The 19,562-nt window shown below is 76.4% G+C and carries 14 protein-coding genes; 6 read left to right on the top strand and 8 right to left on the bottom strand.

Annotated features, from left to right (window positions below; genetic code table 11):
• The 4 genes from PSR1_RS12390 to PSR1_RS12405 all read right to left on the bottom strand — a co-directional run.
• Nucleotides 1–2,043: biotin carboxylase N-terminal domain-containing protein (locus PSR1_RS12390; protein ID WP_272946359.1), on the bottom strand; the 2,043-nt coding region annotated here is incomplete at its 3' end.
• Nucleotides 2,044–2,305: 262 nt separating this feature from the next.
• Nucleotides 2,306–2,869: a c-type cytochrome gene (locus PSR1_RS12395; protein WP_059437873.1), complete on the bottom strand. Its 564-nt coding sequence runs from the start codon at nucleotides 2,867–2,869 to the stop codon at nucleotides 2,306–2,308.
• Complete coding sequence (locus PSR1_RS12400; RefSeq protein ID WP_059437874.1) at nucleotides 2,866–3,966, bottom strand: hypothetical protein; 1,101 nt, start codon at nucleotides 3,964–3,966, stop codon at nucleotides 2,866–2,868. Before PSR1_RS12400 ends, PSR1_RS12395 begins: the two co-directional genes overlap by 4 nt.
• Before the next feature lie 134 nt (nucleotides 3,967–4,100).
• Nucleotides 4,101–6,110: a hypothetical protein gene (locus PSR1_RS12405; protein ID WP_059437875.1), complete on the bottom strand. Its 2,010-nt coding sequence runs from the start codon at nucleotides 6,108–6,110 to the stop codon at nucleotides 4,101–4,103.
• A 427-nt stretch (nucleotides 6,111–6,537) separates the two neighbouring features.
• Here PSR1_RS12405 and PSR1_RS12410 point away from each other — a divergent pair, with 427 nt between their 5' ends.
• Together PSR1_RS12410 and PSR1_RS12415 are read left to right on the top strand one after the other, a co-directional pair.
• Nucleotides 6,538–7,494, top strand: coding sequence for an MBL fold metallo-hydrolase (locus tag PSR1_RS12410; RefSeq protein ID WP_059437876.1), 957 nt, complete (start codon nucleotides 6,538–6,540; stop codon nucleotides 7,492–7,494).
• A 201-nt stretch (nucleotides 7,495–7,695) separates the two neighbouring features.
• The gene (locus PSR1_RS12415; protein ID WP_059437877.1) at nucleotides 7,696–9,657 is read left to right on the top strand and encodes a cytochrome c3 family protein; all 1,962 of its coding nucleotides are present in this window, start codon (nucleotides 7,696–7,698) and stop codon (nucleotides 9,655–9,657) included.
• 83 nt (nucleotides 9,658–9,740) lie between these two features.
• Here the strand turns inward: PSR1_RS12415 and PSR1_RS12420 are convergent, their stop codons facing one another.
• The 3 genes from PSR1_RS12420 to PSR1_RS12430 form a co-directional block, all read right to left on the bottom strand.
• A complete protein-coding gene (locus PSR1_RS12420) occupies nucleotides 9,741–12,350 on the bottom strand; it encodes a PEP/pyruvate-binding domain-containing protein (protein ID WP_059437878.1) in 2,610 nt (869 codons plus the stop codon).
• A gap of 115 nt (nucleotides 12,351–12,465) precedes the next feature.
• Nucleotides 12,466–12,783: a hypothetical protein gene (locus PSR1_RS12425; RefSeq protein ID WP_059437879.1), complete on the bottom strand. Its 318-nt coding sequence runs from the start codon at nucleotides 12,781–12,783 to the stop codon at nucleotides 12,466–12,468.
• Nucleotides 12,784–12,945: 162 nt separating this feature from the next.
• Entirely contained in the window at nucleotides 12,946–14,145 is a 1,200-nt protein-coding gene (locus tag PSR1_RS12430; protein WP_059437880.1) for a 3-phosphoglycerate dehydrogenase family protein, read from the bottom strand.
• Nucleotides 14,146–14,316: 171 nt separating this feature from the next.
• Between PSR1_RS12430 and PSR1_RS12435 the strand changes: the two genes are divergently transcribed.
• On the top strand, nucleotides 14,317–14,988 hold the full coding sequence (locus tag PSR1_RS12435) for a hypothetical protein (protein WP_059437881.1): 672 nt from the start codon (nucleotides 14,317–14,319) through the stop codon (nucleotides 14,986–14,988).
• 224 nt (nucleotides 14,989–15,212) lie between these two features.
• The gene (locus PSR1_RS12440; protein WP_059437882.1) at nucleotides 15,213–16,478 is read left to right on the top strand and encodes an OFA family MFS transporter; all 1,266 of its coding nucleotides are present in this window, start codon (nucleotides 15,213–15,215) and stop codon (nucleotides 16,476–16,478) included.
• Nucleotides 16,479–16,509: 31 nt separating this feature from the next.
• On the opposite strand, the gene PSR1_RS24190 is transcribed toward PSR1_RS12440, so the two are convergent.
• Nucleotides 16,510–16,653, bottom strand: coding sequence for a hypothetical protein (locus PSR1_RS24190; protein ID WP_012527042.1), 144 nt, complete (start codon nucleotides 16,651–16,653; stop codon nucleotides 16,510–16,512).
• 145 nt (nucleotides 16,654–16,798) lie between these two features.
• Here PSR1_RS24190 and PSR1_RS12445 point away from each other — a divergent pair, with 145 nt between their 5' ends.
• Both PSR1_RS12445 and PSR1_RS12450 read left to right on the top strand, forming a co-directional pair.
• The gene (locus tag PSR1_RS12445) at nucleotides 16,799–17,275 is read left to right on the top strand and encodes a hypothetical protein (protein WP_059437883.1); all 477 of its coding nucleotides are present in this window, start codon (nucleotides 16,799–16,801) and stop codon (nucleotides 17,273–17,275) included.
• Between the two features lie 141 nt (nucleotides 17,276–17,416).
• Nucleotides 17,417–19,562 (top strand): ATP-binding protein (locus PSR1_RS12450; protein WP_059437884.1); only part of this gene is annotated, 2,146 nt, incomplete at its 3' end.

The following is a 19,562-nucleotide window of genomic DNA, read 5'->3' on the forward strand; positions in this document are numbered from 1 at the left end:
CGCGTCGGCGGCGGCGTCCGGCGCGCGGCCGCGCGAGAACAGCGCCTGCACGTCGCCGAACGCGGCGAGCGCGCGCTCCTCCTCGCGCAGCGCCCCCGGGTCCTCCGGGGCCACGCCGGCGGCGCGGTCGCGCCAGCCGGCGGTGAGCGCCCGCGCGTCGGCGTCGGAGAGGTCGAACCCGAGCAGCAGCCGGTTCAGCTCGCGGAGGCCGGCGAGGTACCGCTCGTGCGCGGTGGACGGCTCCGCCGGCGGCTCGCCGCCCAGCGCGAGCGGCGCGCCCAGCGCGGCGGGCGGGCCCTCGCCCTCGGGGTCGATGCGCAGCAAGGGCGCGCCGGCGTCGACCTGGCCGTTCGGCACCGCCAGCACCTCGCGGACGACGCCGGCGGCCGGCGCGGGCACCGCCAGCTCGACCTTCATCGACTCGACGCGGGCGACCGGCTCGCCCGCGGCCACGCGCTGTCCGGGCACCACCGGCAGCGCCACCACCATGCCGGGCAGCGGGGAGGTGATCACGCCGCCCGGGTCGCGGGTGACGAGGTGCGGGACCCCGTCCACGTCCACCAGGTGGCGGATGCCGTCCACCGCCGAGAGCACGCGCGCGCGCCGGCCGCCCCAGGCCAGGCGGCGCTCGCCGCGGGCCAGGCGATCGACCTTCACGTCCACCGGCGCGGCGCCCGCCGGCGAGACCCGGTACGCGTCCGGAGCGGTCTGGCGCACCTCCAGCCGGTGTCGCTCGCCGGCGTGGAGCAGCTCCACCGCGCGGCCCGACGAGGGGCCGACCCGCGGCCGCCCGCGGCGCGCCTCGGCCAGGAAGCGCGCGCGCTCCAGGTCCAGCTCCAGCTCGTACGACTCCAGCGCGGCGGCGAGCAGCGCCACCTCGGGGCTGGGCGCGACCAGCCGCTCGCGCGCGGCGGCGAGGCGGGGCAGGAAGCCCACGCCGGCCGTCCCGGCGCGCACCTCGGCGCGGGCCAGCAGCGCCAGCAGCCAGGCCTTGCTCGAGCCGCTCCCGCGCGCCAGCGCGTCGGTGTCCGAGAGCGCCTGGGCGAGGCGCCCCAGGGCGCGGCCGCGGTCGGTGCCGAGGGCGACGATGGTGGCGATGGGCTCGGCGCCGCCGCGCGCCTCGTCGCCCTCCTCGACGGCGGCCTCGGCGTGCACGTCGGGGTCGGAGGGCAGCCGCAGCCGCTCCAGCCGCCCGGGCGCGGGCGCCGGCTGCGCCGACTCGGGATCGCGCGCCAGGAGCCGGGCCGCGACGCCGTGGCCGCGCGGCGCCGGCAGCGGGCGGAGCGGCGCGCCGGCGGCGAGCCGGACCGCCTGCCGGACCAGGTCCACCCCGGCGGCGGCCTCGACCGCCGCGGCCGACCGAGGGAAGGCGTCCACGCCGGCGAGCGCCAGCCGGCGCGTGGCCGGGTCGAACAGCAGCTCCACGCTGGCGATCCCCACCCAGCGGGCCGCCGCCGCGATCGCGAGCCCGAGCATGCGGGCGCGCGCGTCCTCCTGGGCGCCGAGCGCCGGCGAGGGGGACTCGGCCAGCACCGCCACGTCCGCGAGCCGCAGCGAGGCGTCGCCCACGCCGACGGCCTGCGCCTCGCCGTTCCGGTCCCGCGCCACCACGATCTCGAGCAGCCGCGCCGCGGGGTCGGCCGCGCCGGCGGCGGCGAGCGGCACGCCCACCTCGTCCGCGATCGCGGCGAGCCCCTCCGGCGTGCGCACGCGCTCGAGCACCGAGGAGGGCGGGCCGAGGAACAGCACGCCGAGCTGCTCGCAGGCCTCGGCGAAGGCGGCCCGCTCCGCCAGCGGCGCGGGGCCGAGCCAGGCGGCCTCGGCGCCGGCCACGTGCAGCGCCAGCTCCGGCGACCCCTCCACCTCCACCGCGGCGTCGGCGTCGCGGACGAACGGCAGGCGCCGGTCGCGCGGGGCGTGGACCGCCACCGCGAGCGCCGACTTCCCCTCGCGCGCCAGCTCGCGGATGGCGCGCACCGCGCGCCGGCCCGCCTCGCTCCGATCCAGCACCGCCACCCGCCCCAGCGACACCGCCTCCGGCATGCTCCGCTCCTCGCGCCCGCCGCCCCGGAGGGCCCAGGCGCGGCAAGGGACGGGGCCGCGACGGCGCGCGGCCCGCCCCGGACCTCCGCCGCGGGAAGGATCGCCCATTCCGGCCCTCGGAGGGGAAGAAGCGTGCGCGCCCGGCGGACCGGGTGGGCCGCCGGGCGGTCCCCTGCGGGCGTGCGGACGTGCGCAGGCCCCGGCCGCCGCCCGCGCCGGAGCGCGGGGGCGACCGGGGCCCGGTGCCGGCGAGCCGTCGGCGCTAGCGGGCGGCGGACTGCGCCGGCGGGATCGGCGCCGGGACGCGGTTCTTGATGGCCGGGATCGACTGCAGGAACGCGAACATGGCGGACAGGTCCGCGTCGGTGAGGTGCGCCGCGTTCGGCCACGGCATGGGCGGGAGGATCTGGCGGCCGCGGCCGAGGTGGCGCCCGGTGCGGAGCGTCTCCTTGAACTCCTTCTCGGTCCAGGCGCCGATCCCGGTCTCCCGGTCCGGCGTCAGGTTCGCGGCGAACGTCGTGCCCCACGGGCCGGACGCGGCGGTCATGGTCAGCGAGAACACGGCGCCCCAGGGCCCCTCGGGCAGCGCGGGGGCGGGCGGCAGGACGAGCTGCTCCGGGTGGCCGGAGAGCATCCGGGTCATGTCGGGCTCGGCGCCGTTCGGCCCCATCTTGAACGGCGTGTGGCAGTCGTTGCAGCCGGCGATGGTGACGAGGTACTTGCCGCGGGCGATCGCGGCGTCCTTGCCGGCGGCCTGCGGGGCGGTGGCGGCCGCGAGCAGCGCGAGGGCGGCGGCGGCGAGTGCTGCGGTGGCGATGCGCTTCATCGGTTCTTCTCCTGGTGATCGGGTGCTGCCGGGTGGGTCGTCGCCGGTCCGAGGTCATCCCGGACGAAGGCGGCGACGAGGTCGAGGGCCTGCGGGTCGGCGAGCTTCGTGCCGAACGGCGGCATCTGGAGGAGCGGGTCGCGCGAGGCCATGCGCCGGACGAGCACGCTCGCCCCGGGCTCGCCGGGCGCGATGCGCAGCGGCGCCTCGCCCATGCCGGGCGGGTGGGCGCGGCTGGGCCGGCCGACCGCGGTGGCGAGCGGCGCGCGCGGGTCGCCGCCGCGCACGCGCTGGGCGAGGTCGAGCCCGAGCGAGGCGAGCTCGCCGCGGGCGTCGTGGCAGCTCGCGCAGTTCGCGTGGAGGTAGCCGAGCGCGGCGCGGGCGCGCGGGGAGGGCGCCGCGATCCGGGGCGGCGTGGCGAGCAGGTCCTCCGGGAGCCCGCGCAGCCGGCCGGTGCGCGCCAGCGCGGGCAGGTCCACGTCGCCCGGCGCGGCCGGCTCGGCGTGCGGCGCCAGCGGGTCGCGATCCGGGGAGAGCTGCAGCGCGGAGAAGCCGAGCACCGGCGTCGGGCCGCCCTCGTGGCAGGCGCGGCAGTCGGCGGCGGACGGCAGGTCGTGGCGCACGCCCGGCGCCACCTCCGCCACGCCGGGCAGGCCGCGCTCCGGCGCGCGCACCGCGTCGCTGCCGTCGGGCAGCCAGCGGTAGGTCGCGTACGTCCAGGCGCCGTCGCGGCCCAGGACCATGTAGCGCGTCTCGACGCGGCGGCCGCCGAACGAGAACTCCTTCCAGAGCCGCGTGCCCGGCGGGAACCGCCAGGCGTCCGGGTCCGAGGCGTCGATCGCCTGGCCGGCCGGGAGCCGGATCCAGCGCGCCTTGGCGGCGCCGTCGCTCCAGAGCGGGTACTGCGGCGTGTAGCGGAGGACGCCCGGCGCGACGACCCCGTGCGCGGCGTCGGCGAACAGGCCGGTGGCGGAGAGCCGCTCCGGCGCGGCGCCCGCGGCGCGCGCGCCGGCCGGCGCCGTCCACAGGGCGGCCGCGGCGGCGCCCGCGAGCGCCGCCGCGACCTTCCCGATGCGCTGCCACTTCCCCCCCGCCATCGCGCTCCCCCGGTGCGTCTCGAAGACGGGCGGAGGATGCCCGGGCGCGCGGGGCGGGGTTCCTAAAAGCATCGCTCGGCCGTTCCTAAGAAGTGCCTAAGCCGCCCGGCGCCCGTCCGGGGCGCCGGGGCAGCTCACGGCGTCGCGTACAGGAACGTCGTGTCCGGGAAGCGCCGCCAGCGCTCGGTGATCACGCGCCGGAGCTCCGCGTTCTTCCCGGTGGCGGCGTCCACGTGCGCCTGCACCAGCGCCTCCGCCGCGGCCCGGTCGCCGCGCGCCTTGATGCCGAGCGCGAGCGTCTCCAGGCGCTCCACCGACGCGCCCAGCCGCGCCCGGTCGAGCTCGAGGCAGCCCGCGTCCTCGCCGTTCGCGGCCTTCGCGTCCGGGCGCCACACCAGCGCGCCGTCGTCGGCGAGCGCGGCGAGCTGGATCGCGGCGAGCGCCGCGTACGGCCGCAGCCGCCCGTCCGAGGTGCGGACGCCGCCGCTCACCTGGCCGAACGCCCAGACCACGTTCTCGAGCAGCGCCCGGTCCGCCTGCGCGGGCGGGATGACGCCGCGCCCCGCCAGCCAGCCGGCGAGGTACAGCGCGCTCTGCTGCGCCTTCAGCTCCTCCAGCATGGCCGCCAGGTTCCCGCCGAAGATCTGCGGCGCGGTCCGGCCGTCCACCGCGTACTCGTGCGACGGGCCGAGGTTGTGCGCCGCCTCGTGCAGCACGAAGCCCATCCGCTCGGCGTCCGGATCCGGCGTGCGCCGGGCCATGGTGTCGGGGCACAGCACCGAGGCCGCGCGCCGGCGCCGGATCTCGAGGCTCTCCGGGTCGGTGTAGAAGTTCGTCATCGCCACGGTCCGGCCGCGGCCCTCGTTCGCCACCTTCCCCCAGTTCGGCAGGGACTGGCCCACGGTGGCGCCGCGGGGCGAGCGCGCGTCGCCGGCGTTCAGCACGACGGCGATGAAGTCCGGCAGGTGGAACGCGACCGGGCGCGCCGCGTAGGGCGGCCCCGCGAGCCGGGCCAGCGCCGCCTCCATGTCCTGCTTCACCGGCTCGAGCCGGCGCTGCCACGCCAGCGAGCCCGGGTCGATGCGCGCGAGCGCGAGCTCGAAGCCGGCCTTCAGCGCGCAGGGATCCGAGTACGTCTCGTCGGGCGCCACCCGCAGGAACCAGCGCGAGTTCTCGGCGTTCATGCGGGCCCAGGCCTCGTCGGCGCGCTCCCAGCCGCCGTCGCGGAACGCGCGCGCCGCCGCCAGCAGGTACGCGTGGAGCGCCCGCTCGTCGTCCGTGGCCCGGATCGCCGCGGCGGCCCGCTCCAGCGCGCGGGCGACCGCCTCCATGTCCTCGGGCCAGGCCTTCGGGTACGGCACCGCCGCGAGCCCGCCGCGCGCGTCGCGCACCACCGCGGTGAACGGGTTCGTGAGCGCGGCCGCGGCCGGCGCGCGCGCCAGCTCGGCGCAGAAGCCCGCGTCCGCCTGCAGGTCGGCCGGGTACAGGCCGGAGCGGCGCGGCGGCACCGGGGAGAGCGCGCCGCACGCCGGGTCGCCCTCGGTGGCGGGCGCGGTGCACCACGGCCCCTTGTTCACCAGGAACGCGAGCCGGGAGGGGCCGTCGCCGGGCGGGATGCGCGCCGCCATGCCGAGGGTGCCGAGCTGCCGCGCGCTCAGGCGCTCGATGATGCGGGCCGCGTCCACCAGGTGGCGGAGCATCTCGCGCTCGGCCGGGCGCAGGCCCGAGAGGTCCGCCTCCACCACCGCGAACAGCCGCTGCGACAGCTCCCGCGCCAGCGCCGTCTGGCGCGCCGCGTCGCGACCGGCAGGCTCCGCCGCCGGCGCGGACGCCCGGGCCTCGACCCGCGCCCAGGCGGCCCGGAACGCCGGGGTGAACCGGCCGCGGCGGATCCAGTGGTCGCGCGGCAGCTCGTCCAGGCCGAACACCAGCGCGAGCTCCGGCGGGTCGATGGCGCCGTTCGCGTTCGCGTCGCCGCGCCAGTGCAGCGGCAGGCCGAGGTCGAGCGCGGCGCGGTTCAGGCGCGCGCGGGCGCCCTCGTCCGCGGCGCGGGCCGGAGCCGGCGCCGCGGCGGCGCGGGCGGGCGAGGCGGTGGCGGCGGCGAGGAGGGCGAGCGCCGCGGCGAGGCGGCCGAGCGTCTTCATGGCGGGAGCTCCGGGGCTGGACGGGCGAGGAGGTCGGCCCATGGAGGCGCCGGGCGACCGGGCGTGACCCGGCGGCGCAGCGCCGAGGGGAATCCCCAAAAGCCGAAGGGGCCCACTGGTCCGGGCCCCTTCGATTCACCTTGTTGGTAGCTCGTCATCGCGAGCGTTGCGGCCGGCTCACCCGGCCTCGACTGCATTCGATGTGTCCTGCAGTTGCTCCGCTGCTATGCGACCTCCTTGGAAGGTGCTGCGTGCTTCACCTCGCATCGTGGCGATCCTCCGGGTCCGGCTCAACGCCCATTAGGGGGCTCATGACCGCTCGTGAAATCGCAGGGCTGCGCCGGGTGTGGGCGCCGGGTGCGCGCCGGCGCGCAGCGGCCCGCCGATGCGCTACGCTGGACGACCATCCTCCCCGGAGCCCGCATCCATGACCTTCGAGCCCGCCCGCGAGATCGCCCCCGGCGTCCACCTCATCGACACCGGCTACGTCCGGCCCCGCCTCGCGGCCGCGTACCTGGTGCGCGGCCGTGACGCCGCCGCGGTGGTCGAGACCGGGACCGCCGGCTCCGTGCCCCGCGTCCTCGAGGCCGTGGCGTCGGCCGGGCTCCGGCCGGACGACGTGTCGCACGTGGTGGTGACGCACGTGCACCTCGACCACGCCGCCGGCGCCGGCGCGCTCCTGCGCGCGCTGCCGCGCGCGCGCCTGGTCGTCCACCCGCGCGGCGCGCGCCACATGATCGATCCTTCGAAGCTCATGGCCGGCGCCTCGGAGGTGTACGGCGCCGAGCGGGTCCGCGCGCTGTACGGCGAGGTGGTCCCGGCGCCGGCCGAGCGCGTGATCGAGGCGGCCGACGGCTTCACGCTCGACCTCGGCGACCGGCCCCTGCGCGCGCTGGACGCGCCCGGGCACGCGAAGCACCACCTGGTGCTGCACGACCCGCGCTCGCGCGGCTTCTTCACCGGCGACGCGTTCGGCATCTCCTACCGCGAGACCGACTCGGCCCGCGGCCCGTTCCTGTTCCCCACCACCACGCCGGTGCAGCTCGACCCGCCCGCGCTGAAGGCGACGCTCGCGCGCATGCTGGCCGAGGCGCCCGAGCGCGTCTACCTCACCCACTACGGCATGCTGGAGGGCGACGTGGCCCGGCACGCCGAGGAGCTGGGGCGCGCGCTCGACGAGCACGTGCGCCTGGCGCGCGCGGCGCCCGCCGGGCCGGGCCGCCACGCGGCGCTGCGCGACGCGCTCGCGGGGCAGCTCCTCGCCGGGCTGGCCGCGCACGGCGCGCCGCTCGACCGCGCCGCCGCGCTGGACCTGTTCGGCGTGGACCTCGACCTGAACGCCCAGGGGCTCGAGGTCTGGCTGGACGCGCAGGCGGCCGGGTAGCGCCGCCGGGTGCCCGCCGCCTCGCGGCGCGACGCTCCCGGGTCGACATCGACGTTGAGTGAACGCAGGACGGCGCGCGCGGCCGCGCCGCATCCATTGGCGGGTCGAGACGATTTGCCCACGCCTCACGCGCGTGCCCGGCGACTAGGGTCGCGCACGGTTCGGATCGTTTGAATTCCACCGAACGAGAGGGAGCAGGGCATGCAATCCACGTGGATGTCGAGGGCGGGCGCCGCGGCGATGGCGCTCGCGCTGGCGGCGGTGACGGCCCCGGCGTCCGCGGCGGAGAAGGAGGCCACACCGGCGGCCTCCGGCTCCCCGCGCACGCTCCAGGGCTACGTCGAGCAGGAGAAGGCCTTCTACGACTACCTGAGGAAGGTCCACCCCATCTTCAAGTACGAGAAGGACGGCCGGCTCGTCGGCAAGTACACGATCAGCGACCGCGAGGAGGAGTTCGTCGAGTTCGGCGGCGGCAAGGCCTACGCCGAGAAGACCGGCGAGCACGCCTCCATCACCTACCGCCTGGGCCAGGAGTCGATCCTCGACCTTCCCAACAAGTTCGTCGGCTCGAAGAAGTGCGGCGAGTGCCACCCCGCCCAGTACGAGAAGTGGAAGCGCTCCCGCCACAACCTGGTGGTCCGGTTCCCCGACGAGATGGTGGAGACGAAGGACCTGACCAAGCCGCAGTTCGGCGAGGCGCCCATCCTGCCCCCGGGCATCACGCCCGACGCGGTCTACGCGATCATCGGCACGCCGCGCACCAAGTACGGCTTCCTGGACGCGTGGCTGGTCCGCGGCACCTACCACGTCGAGGGCGGGCTGCTCCGCGACGGCACCGGCACGCTGGTGGCGGGCGGCAACCAGCACTCCCGCACCTGGGCCGAGTCGCTCACGCCCGAGGTGGCGAAGCAGATCGCGACCTGGGTCCCCGGCTTCCCGACCAAGCTCGAGGAGTTCGGCGACAACGGCAGCAAGACCTGGGGCCTCACGTCCTACGGCTCGAAGAACCGCAAGACGATGATGTTCCAGCCGGCCACCGCGTACTGCGAGGTGTGCCACTCGTTCAAGTTCGACTTCAAGAGCCAGGAGGAGCTGATCCAGGCGCTGGGCAAGCCGGAGGAGCTGCGCAAGCACACCATCAACAAGGGCATCAGCTGCGAGGAGTGCCACGGCGCCGGCGCGCACCTCATGGGCGCGCGCGCCTCGGCCTCCTCCAACTGCGAGCGCTGCCACCAGCGGTTCGTCTGGAACGCGGACGAGGCGGCCAAGGATCCGCGCCAGGCGTTCAACGCGTACTTCAAGAGCCGCTGCCCGTCGTGCGGCACCGAGGGCTCGCAGGCGTACTACACCGCGCACTGGGAGTCGGGCATGACCTGCTCCACGTGCCACGATCCGCACGAGGTGACCGCGAACGACTGGCGCGAGCGGGTCACGGTGCCGGGCCTGAAGAAGGAGTGCCAGGACTGCCACCAGGCGCAGGCGTCCATGTTCGTCCACAACGACGTCCACGGCGCGAACAAGTGCTCGAGCTGCCACATGCCGAGCATGATGAGCTGCGAGAACTTCGGCGCGATCCAGTACACGGACGTCGCCGGCTTCGACACGCAGCGCACCTCGCACATCTTCAAGATCCTGGTGGACCCGAAGGCGAAGACGCTCGACCCGCCGCCGGGGAAGGACCGCAACTGGAAGGAAGGCGCCTGGCGGCTCGCGAAGAAGGACGGCAAGCCGTTCGTGGACCTGATGTGGGCCTGCGGCCGGACGAGCTGGGGCGACGACGACCTGGAGAGCGCCGGCGGCTGCCACAGCCCGGTGCGGTCGGAGCTCTCGAAGGACCTGCACTTCACCAACCAGCAGCAGATCTACGACCGGCTGATGGGGTGGCAGAACCCGGTGAAGCAGGGCGTGGCGGAGGCGAAGCGGCTGCTCGACGCGGCGCGCCCGGCCATCGCGAAGGCGAAGCTGCCGGCCGCCAAGCTCGGCCAGGCCACGCTCATGGCGAACCAGGCGCAGGCGATCCTCGACACCGTCGCGGCCGACGGCTCGTCGGGCGTGCACGCGCCGAAGTACACCATCGAGAAGGTCAAGGAGGCGCAGGTCCTGGCGCAGGGCGCGCTCGACGTGGTGGGCGCGAAGGCGCCGAAGAAGGTGTCGATGCGGTAGCGGACCGCGGCGGTCGGTCGTGATCGCCCGCGCGCCGGACGCGGGGCCCCCCGGGGCTCCCGTCCGGCGCGTCCCGTTCTCCCCTACGCCGCGGTCGGCGGCGGGGGAGGGCCGGGTGCGCCGGCGGGCTCGTCGGCGAGGTAGCCCAGCACCTCCTGCGTGACGCAGCTCGCGTAGAGCTGGAGCCGTGGCCCGCCGGGCGCCGCCGGGAAGTCGAGCACCCGCACCACGCCCGCCAGCCGCGCGTCGTCCGGGAGCAGCTCGGGCAGGCGGTTCGGCAGGGCGCGCAGCCGCTCGGCCTCGAGCGCGTGGCCGGGGTAGCCCGGGTACAGCGCGAGGTAGAGCATGTCCGCCTCGACGAGCTCGTTGAAGAAGTGCGAGCCGAGCGACACGTCGGGGATCACGTTGCCCATCCCGATGATCTCGCCCAGGGCCGCGACCCGGTGGATCTCGGCGAAGCTGACCGGCACGCCGAGGGCCGGCGTGGTGGTGCCCCAGCGCCCGGGGCCGAGCAGGAGGATCCGCCCGCCATCCGCGGCCGTCGGGAGCCGCGCGGCGCGGCCGACCACCCGGGCGACCTCGTAGCGGTCCTGGGTGGAGAGCGTCGAGTAGGCGTCCGGGTCCACGAACACCACCCGGTCGACGGGCGCGTGCGTGCCCTGGCCCACCACCGGCCCGCGGCTCGCGAGCAGCACCGACTCGGCCCGCACCTGCGGCGCGGGCGGCAGCATCCCGCCCTCCTTCACCTGCAGCGGCCGGCACTGCACCAGGTTGACCCGCAGCTCCCCGCCGGAGAGCTGGTTCGCGGTGAACTCGACGTCCACCGGGTACCGGTAGGCGTCGCGGAGGATCGCGAGCATGGCCCGCATCTCGGCCACGAAGGAGGTCGCCCACAGCAGCTTCTCGAACGTGAGCACCCAGCCGCCGCCCTCGCGCCGCTGCACCGCGAACAGGTCCACCGGCAGGTCCGGGCTGCCCCGCACCACCGCGTCGATGCGCTCGGCCGCGAAGCGGTTCGCCTCCAGGTCGATGACGTCCACGCGGCGCTGCGCGTACTCGGTGACCTCGTCGAGGCTCGTCTCCGGGCGGAGCTTGGGCGCGTTGAGCGCGACGACGCGGGTGTAGTCGTCGTCGGAGCGGTCCACCGCCCGCGTGCCCATGCCGAACACCAGCCGCAGCACCCCGGCCTGCGGGTCGATGAGGTGGCTCCAGACGTACGGGTTGTAGGAGAGCGCCACCCCCGCGCACTGCGGGTAGAAGTACTTCCCGTGCACGCCGCCGGAGACCCGCTGCACCAGGATGGCCATCTGCTCGTCGCGGTCGAGCAGCCCCCGGCGCTCGCGGTAGTGCAGCGCCTCCTCGCTCATGGCGCTCGCGTAGACCGTCTTCACCGCGGCGAGCAGCGCCTCGAGCCGCTCCTCCGGCGAGCCCTGGTTCGGGCAGAACACGCTCTCGTACTTGCCGGTGAACGCGTTGCCGAAGCCGTCCTCCAGCAGGCTGCTGGAGCGGACGATGATGGGCGACTGGCCGTACGACTCCAGCATGAGCACGAACTGCCGGACCGCGAAGTCCGGGAAGGTGCCCGCCAGGATCCGGTCCTGCGCCTCGGCGGCGCCCTCCAGGAACGCGCCGCGGGAGCGCTGCCCGCGCCGCGCCCGCCACAGCCCGTTCCGCACCAGGTACGTGTAGAAGACGTCCGAGCCCACGAACCAGGAGTCGTGCGGCTCGAGGCGCCGCTTCCAGCCGGGCTCGGTGCGCTCCAGCACCGCCCGCGCCACCAGCATGCCCGCGGCCTTGCCGCCCACCAGCCCGGTGCCGACCATGCGCCGGCGGATCGCGAACAGGTCGTCGAGGTCGAGGTAGCGCGCCGCCAGCTCGGTGAAGCGCTCGTCGCGGGTCAGCATCATGCGCAGCAGCGTCCGGAAGGCCTCCTGGCCGTCCTCCCAGGTCCGCCGGCCGGCCACCACGTCGTCCGCCACCGCGCGCGCCTGCAGGAAGCGCCGCTCCCACACGTCGATGCGCGAGAACGGATCGTGGCGGCGCTCGGTGGCGTCGGCGAGCGCCTCGGCGACCACCGCGCTCTCGGTGAGCGGCCGGAGCGCGTCGCCCTCCCAGCGGTGCGGCAGGTACATGGTGGGCGAGTGGCGCCCCTGCACCTTGAGCGGGTGGACGTGCAGCGCCGCCTGGTGGCGGAACACGTCCACCAGGAGCTGCGTGGTGCTCCGGATCGCGTCCACCGCCTCGTGCGAGTGCCCGTCGCGCAGCAGCGCGAAGTACGTCACGGTCTCCAGCTCGTAGAGGTACGGGCAGGTGACCATGAAGAAGTTGCCGAGCATGAGGTCGCTGTACCAGTCGGCGGCCAGCCCGGAGAGGCAGTCGAAGACGTAGTACGCGCCCTTGCCCTGGGCCTCGATCACGCGGTGGATGCTGGCGGTGAAGCTCTCGAAGCCGAGCGCGGGGCTGAGCCGGTGCACCTGCGCGCCGGCCGCGTCCGGCACGAGCTGCGCGTGGCGGGCGAACCGGAAGTAGACGAGCCTGCGCCCCTCGGCCAGCGCGCGCGCCACGAACGGCGCGACCAGCGGCGCGTAGTCCTCCACCGACTCGACCTGCCAGACCACGTTGTCCCCGGGGCGGAGCCCCTGGACCACGGCGTCGAGGGCGGGGAGGCCGGTGCTGGCGGGCGAGGAGGGCATGGTCGGGGCCGGCGCCCCGACTCTCGCATCTGGGCGGCGGGGTGTCGACCGGGACGTGCCGGCGCCGCGCGCCCGTGCGCGGCCGGCGTTCCCCGGTCCCCGCCCGCCCTCCCGCTCAGCCGGCGCGCGAGCCGGCCAGGTCGGCGCGGCCCGGGATCACGGACAGCGCGAACACGAGCGCCGCCACCAGCCCGTTGTTGAGGCGGGCCAGGCCGGACAGGTCCGGCATGAGCAGCGCCGCGGCCCCGAGCACCAGGGCCACCACCGCCATGGCCAGCCGCAGCCTGGGCAGGCCGCGCGAGGCGAAGGCGAGCACCGCGATGGCGAGCGCCGCGACGCAGGTGAGGAAGATCGACGGGCCGCTGTGGGAGAGCGCGAAGGCGGTGACGAGCAGCCAGGCGGCGAAGAACAGGTTCCAGCCGATGAAGCGCATGTGGCCTCCTCCCGTCCGGCACGGCGCGGCGCGGGCCGCGTCCGGACCCGCTCCGCGGCGCGCCGGGACCCCTCCAGCGTCCCGGAGGCGCGCGCGCGCGTCAACCCGCCGCCGCGGGGATCCCGCCGTGGAGGGGGGCGCCTCGCGCGACGGCCGGCCGCGTCACAGGTCGAAGCAGCCGACGAACAGGATCTCGTCGGCCCGGGCGCGGATCCGGTCCACCACGGCCTCGGGCGGTCGCTCGTCGAGGTCGATGGCGCAGCTCGCCGCCACCGCCTCGTCGAACACGGTGTTCCGGATCTCCTGGGCGTTGATGCCCGCCTCGCGGATGAGCGCCATCACGTTCGCGATCACCCCGACGCGGTCCACGTGCCGCACCACCAGCCGCGCGCGCGCCGGCGTCTTCCGCGCCACGTTCACGCAGTTCGGCACCTGGCCGCTGCGCACGAACGCCTCCACGATCCGCACCGTCTCGCGCGCGATGGCGTCCTGAGCCTGGGCGGTGGACGCGCCGATGTGGTGCGTGCCGTAGACCCCGGGCAGCTTCGCGAGCGGGCTGTCGAACTCGGCCTGGCCCTTCTCCGGCTCGCCGGCGAAGACGTCGGTGCCCACCCGCAGGCGGCCCGCCGCGGCCAGCTCGAGCAGCGCGTCCTGGTCCACCAGCTCGGCGCGGGCGGTGTTCACGAGCAGCGCGCCGGGGCGGAGCGCCTCCAGCACCTCGCGCGAGATCACGCCCCGCGTCTCGCGCGAGAGCGGGAGGTGCAGCGAGAGCGCGTCGCTGGCCCGCGCCAGCGCCAGGAGGTCCGGCGCGCGCTCCACCCCGAGCGCCCGCGCCCGCGCGTCGTCGAGCGAGCGCGACCAGGCCACCACCCGCATCCCGAGGGCGCGGGCCCGGCTCGCCACCTCGCGCCCGATGGCGCCGACGCCCGCCACCCCGAGCGTGCGCCCGAACAGCCCCTCCGCCTCGGAGAAGCGCTTCTTGTCCCACCGGCCGGCGCGCAGCGCGGCCACGTTGTCCGGGATGCGCCGGTCGAGCGCGACGAGCAGGCCGATGGCGAGCTCGGCCACGGCGATGGAGTTCTGGCCGGGGCAGTTGGTGACGTACACGCCGCGCCGGGAGGCGGCCGCCACGTCGATGGTGTTCACCCCCGCGCCGGCGCGGACCACCAGCGACAGCCCCGGCGCGCGCTCGAAGACCTCGGCGCTCACCTGCTTCGACCGCACCACCAGGATGGACGCGCCGGCGGCGGCGGCGGGCAGGTCCTTCGCCGGCAGGTCGGCGCGCACCTCGACCTCGAGCCCGAGCGCGGCGAGGTCCTGCAGGCGGTCGGCGGGGAAGGCATCGGCGACGAGGATCTTCACGGGTGGCCTCCGGTTCCGGGCGCGGGCGCGCGCCCCTGCGTGCGCGCCTCATTACCGCGGCGGCGCCCCGGCGCGAGCGCGCCTGCCGGGGCGTGCCCCGGAAGCCGCCGGGCGCCCGGCCGGACCGCGGCCCGTTGTGCCCCGGCCCGCCCCCCGGCTACCCTGCGCCGCATGCTCCGCCCCGCCGCCCCCGCCGCCGCCGTCCTGCTCGCGCTGCTCGGAATGCTGGGCCCCGGGGCCGCGCACGCCGAGGCCACCGGCGGCTGCCACTGCTTCCGCGACCGCACCTTCGAGCCGGAGCGCCCCGCCGCCGCCGACCCGTACATCCTCGCCACGGCCCGCAGCTCGCTCCTCTCGGCCGCGTACGGGCCGCCCAAGCGCGAGCTGGTCGCCGCGGTGATGGGCGGGCGCCCGGCCGAGGACCTGTGGATCGCGCACGGCGCCGCCGCCCGCACCGGCGCCGACGCCGCCGACCTGCTGGCGCTGCGCGATCGGTCCGGCGGCTGGAAGGCCGCGCTGGCCGGCAAGCCGGCCCTGGGCAAGGACCTGGAGGCGGCGCTCGCGCGCGGCGCCTCGGACGCGGAGCTGGCCGGCGTGATCGTGGACGCGACGCTGGTGAAGCGCCTGGGCGCGGATCCGGCGCGCCTCCGCGAGGCGCGGGCCGCGGGCGCCGGGAGCGAGGAGCTGATCGTGCTCACGCTGCTGTCGGCGCGGACCGGCCGGCCGGAGCTGGCGCGGCTGGTCCAGGTGAAGGCCGGGAAGGCGACCTGGGGGGGCGTGCTGCACGAGGCCGGCATCGCCCCGAAGGACCTCGACGCCCTGGTGCGGCAGTCCGTCCGCTGATCGCCCGGCGTTCGGGGGAGCGCGCTGGATCCGCGTCAGGCGGCGCCGCGGCATGCGGTCGCAGGAGGCGCCCGCGCGCGGCCGCGCGCGTGACATCGCGATCGAGATGATGCTCATATCGCGCTCAATCGAGGATCAATCTCGCGGTCAATCGGGGTCAGCGGGCCGCCCCGGCCGCGCCGTCCACCACGCCGGCGCGGCCATGGCCCGCCGGAGGCCGGACCATGCACCGACGCGGCTGGGTGGTCACGCTGGCTGGCATGGGGCTGAACCTCGCACTGGGCATCCTGTACGCCTGGAGCGTGTTCTCGAAGCAGCTGGTCGAGCCGGTCGCGCGCGGCGGGTACGGCTGGACCAAGACGCAGGCCACGCTCCCGTACACGATCGCCATCGCCTGCTTCGCCCTGATGATGGTGCCGGCCGGCCGGCTGCAGGATCGCCTCGGGCCGCGGCTCGTGGCGAGCGCGGGCGGCATCCTCACCGGCATCGGCCTCATCGTGGCGAGCTTCGCGACGCCGGGCGCGCTCGCCCCGGCGCTGGTCGGGTTCGGCCTGCTCGCCGGCACCGGCTTCGGGCTCGGCTACGCGGCCGCGACCCCGGCCGCGGTGAAGTGGTTCCCGCCGGAGAAGAAGGGGCTCATCACCGGCCTGGTGGTGGCAGGGTTCGGCATCGCGCCGGTGTACATCGCGCCGCTTTCGAAGCACCTGCTCGCCACCTACGGCGTCAGCAACGCGTTCCGGATCCTGGGCGTCGCCTTCCTGGTGACCGCGACCGCGTTCTCGCAGCTCATCCGCAACCCGCCCCCGGGCTACGTGAAGCCGAGGGCGGCCACGGCCGGGCCGGCGGCGCCGGCGCACGCGGACGTGGGCTGGCGCGACGCCATCCGCACGCCGATGTTCTGGACCCTCTACGCGCAGTACGCCTGCGCCGCCACCGCCGGCCTGATGATCATCGGCCACATGGCCAAGATCGTGGCGGTCCAGTCCGGGAACGCCATCCAGGCGGGCTCGGTGTTCGTGGCGCTGCTCGCCAGCTTCAACGCCGGCGGCCGCGTCGTGGCCGGGGTGATCTCCGACTACATCGGCCGCGCGGTCACCATCGCGCTGGTGTGCGTGGTGCAGGCGCTCGCCATGTTCTTCTTCGCCGACCTCAACACCATCGGCGGGTTCGTGGTCGGCTCGGCGGCGGTGGGCTTCAGCTACGGCGCCTGCCTGGCGCTCTTCCCGGCCACCGCGGCGGACTGCTGGGGCACGAAGAACATGGGCGTGAACTACGGCCTGCTGTTCACCGCGTGGGGCGTGGGCGGGGTGATCGGGCCGACGCTGGCCGGCCGGATCGCCGACTCGACCGGCTCGTACGCCGGCGCGTACCACGTGGCCGGCCTGCTGCTGACGTTCGCGTTCGTGCTGGCGATGTTCAGCTACATCCAGGTGTCGGTGAACCTGCCCGGCCGCGAGCTGACCATCCGCCTCGGCAAGCGCGCCGCCTGACCGCGCGGGAGGCGAGGCGCGGCCGCGGGGCTCAACGCTCCCGCTCGCCGCGCTCGTCCTTCCGGCGCAGCCACCCCCAGCCCCACTTCTCGCTCCACAGCCCGGGGCCGGTGGCGAGCACGCCCAGCGCGGCCAGCAGGAGCGCGCCGACGATGGCCTTCGGGTCGATCTCCATCACGCCTCCGGGGGAAGTTCGGGTGCCAACGATAACGGGGCGGCCGCCGCGCCGCACGGGTACCCTCCGGGCGTCGAATTCGGGTTTCGCGAAGGGCGCCGCGGGAGTAGATTCCGCCCCCGCACCCGAAGGAGAAATTCGCACGATGTCCAGCTCGCCCGTACGCCCCCACACCGTCCTCGCCGTCCTCGTCGCCCTGGCCGCCTGCTCCCGCGGCTCCGCCGGCGGCTCCCTCGAAGCCAAGCTGCCCGTCTCGCCCGGCGCCCCCTGGGACGACGCCCGCGGCCAGCTCGAGAAGCTCGATCCCAACGCCCGCCTGATGGAGGGCCTGGGCGGCCGCACCGCCATCGCGCACACCCAGCTCGAGATCGCCGGCTACCGCTTCCAGGAGCTGTCGATCGCCGGCGCGGTGGCGCGCCCCAGCGTGCGCACCGTCACGCTGACGGCGCCGCCGCCCGAGGCGGGCTGCGACCGCGCGCGCGACGACCTCCTGAAGGCGCTCGGCTCCGACTGGACCGCGGGCGACCTGCGCCTCGGCGCCGTCACCGCGACCAAGGGCACGACGCGCTCCGCCCGGATCGTCTGCACCGGGTCCGAGCTGTCCGTGTCCATCGTCGGCTGAGCCGACCGCCTCCGGCGCGCCGCTCGCGGCCGACCGCTCGCCCCGGCCGTGTCGCGGGCGCGGCCGCGTGCGGTGACATGACGCTGGGTGAAGCCCCGCCTGAGCGTTGGAGCGTGCCGCACCGCGTCCTATCCGTCTCGGGTGCGGTCCCTTCGCCTCCGAGCGCTCCTGCGCCGCCGCCCCGCCCGGGCGATCCCGTTCCGGTGGCGCCTCGTCGGCCTCACCGCGGGCGCGCTGCTGCCGGTCGCGCTGTTCGCGGCCGCGATGCTGAGCCGGCTGGCGGCGGGCGAGCGCGAGGCGAACCGGCAGCGCCTGGTGGCCGACGCGCGCACGCTCGCCGAGGGGGTGGACCGCGAGACCATCGCCACGTTCCGGGCGCTGCAGGCGCTGGGGGGATCGGGGCGGCTGGAGCGCGGCGACCTGGACGGCTTCCGGGAGGACGCGGTGCGCGTGCTGCGCACCCAGCCCACCTGGCACGCGGTGCTCCTGGCACGGCCGGACGGACACCGCCTGCTCGACACGCGGCGGTCGCCGACCCCGCCCGCGGCGCCCCCGCGCGACCCGCGCAGCCTGGAGGAGGCGGTCCGGACCGGCGAGCCGGTGCTGGGCGACGTCTTCGCCAGCCCGGACGGCGAGCTGCTCGTGGCGGCGCGGCTCCCGCTGCTGCACCAGGGGCGGGTGCGCTACGTGCTGAGCGCGCTCGTGCCCGCCGACGCGCTGCGCGACCTGGTGCGGGTGCCCGGCAACGGCGAGAACCCCTGGATCCGCACGCTGGTCGATCGGTCCGGCACGGTGGTGGCGCGGAGCCGCGCGCCGGAGCGCTTCGTGGGCCAGCGCGCGACGCCGCGGTTCCTCGCGGCCGTCCGGGACCGCGGCGAGGGCGTGTACCCGGACATGCCGCTGGACGGCGGGCGCTCCTACGTGGCGTTCGTCCACTCGTCCCACGCCGGGTGGACCGCCGCGGTGGTGGCGCCCGTCGAGATGCTGGACGGGGCGACCCGCCGGTCGGTGCTGACCATCGCGGCGCTGGGCGTCGCGGTGGTGCTCCTGAGCGCGGGCGGCGCGTTCCTGGCCTCCGGCCGCTTCACCCGCGCCATCGCCTCGGCGGCCGCGTCCGCGGAGGCGCTCGCCCGCGGCGACCGCCCGCGGGTGGAGGCCGCCGGCATCGTGGAGGTGGCGCGGCTGGGCGAGGCGCTCGAGCGCTCCGCCGATCTGCTCGCCGCGCGCGAGCGGGAGCGCGACCAGCACCTCGCGGTCGCCGAGGCCGCCCGCGCCGAGGCCGAGGCGGCCAGCCGCACCAAGGACGAGTTCCTGGCCATGCTCGGCCACGAGCTGCGCAACCCGCTGTCGCCCATCGTGACCGCGCTGGAGCTGCAGGACCTGGGCGGGCGGGGCGGCACGCGGGAGCACGCGGTCATCCGCCGGCAGGTGGATCACCTGGTGCGGCTGGTGGACGACCTGCTCGACGTCGCGCGGATCACCCGGGGCAAGGTGGAGCTGCAGCCGGAGCGCGTCGAGGTCCGGTCGTTCGTCGCGCGGGCGGTGGAGATGGCGACCCCGCTCGTGGAGGAGCGCTCGCACCGGCTCACGGTGGACGTGCCGGAGGGGCTCGCGGTGGTCGGGGATCCGCACCGCCTCGCGCAGGTGGTCGCGAACCTGCTCACCAACGCCGCCCGGTACACGCCGCCGCGCGGCCGCATCGAGGTCCGGGCGGCGCTGCGCGGCGGCCGGGTGGAGCTGCGGGTCCGGGACGACGGGCGCGGGATCGCGCCCGAGCTCCTCTCGCGCATCTTCGAGCCGTTCGTCCAGGCGCCGCAGGGGCAGGACCGCCGCCAGGGCGGGCTCGGCATCGGCCTCGCGCTGGTGCGGAGCCTGGTCGGGCTGCACGGGGGCCGGGTGGAGGCGCGCAGCGACGGGCCGGGCAGGGGGAGCACGTTCGTGGTGGAGCTGCCCGCCGCGCCCGGCGCCCCCGCCGCCCCGGCGCCGGCGCCGCGCCACGCCGCCCCCGGCGGCGCGCCCCTGCGCATCCTGGTGGTGGACGACAACGAGGACGCGGCCGAGCTGCTCGCCGACGTGCTCGCGCACGCCGGGCACGAGGTGCGGGTGGCCGCCGACGGCGGGCGCGGGCTCGAGCTGGCGGTGCGCCTCCGGCCCGACGTCGCCATCCTCGACATCGGGCTCCCGGTGCTCGACGGCTACGAGCTGGCCGTCCAGCTCCGGCGCCGCCTGGGCGACGCGGCCCCGGTGGTGATCGGGGTCAGCGGCTACGGGCAGCCGAACGACCGCG

The sequence above is a fragment of the Anaeromyxobacter sp. PSR-1 genome (genome assembly GCF_000964525.1).
Lineage (GTDB): Bacteria > Myxococcota > Myxococcia > Myxococcales > Anaeromyxobacteraceae > Anaeromyxobacter.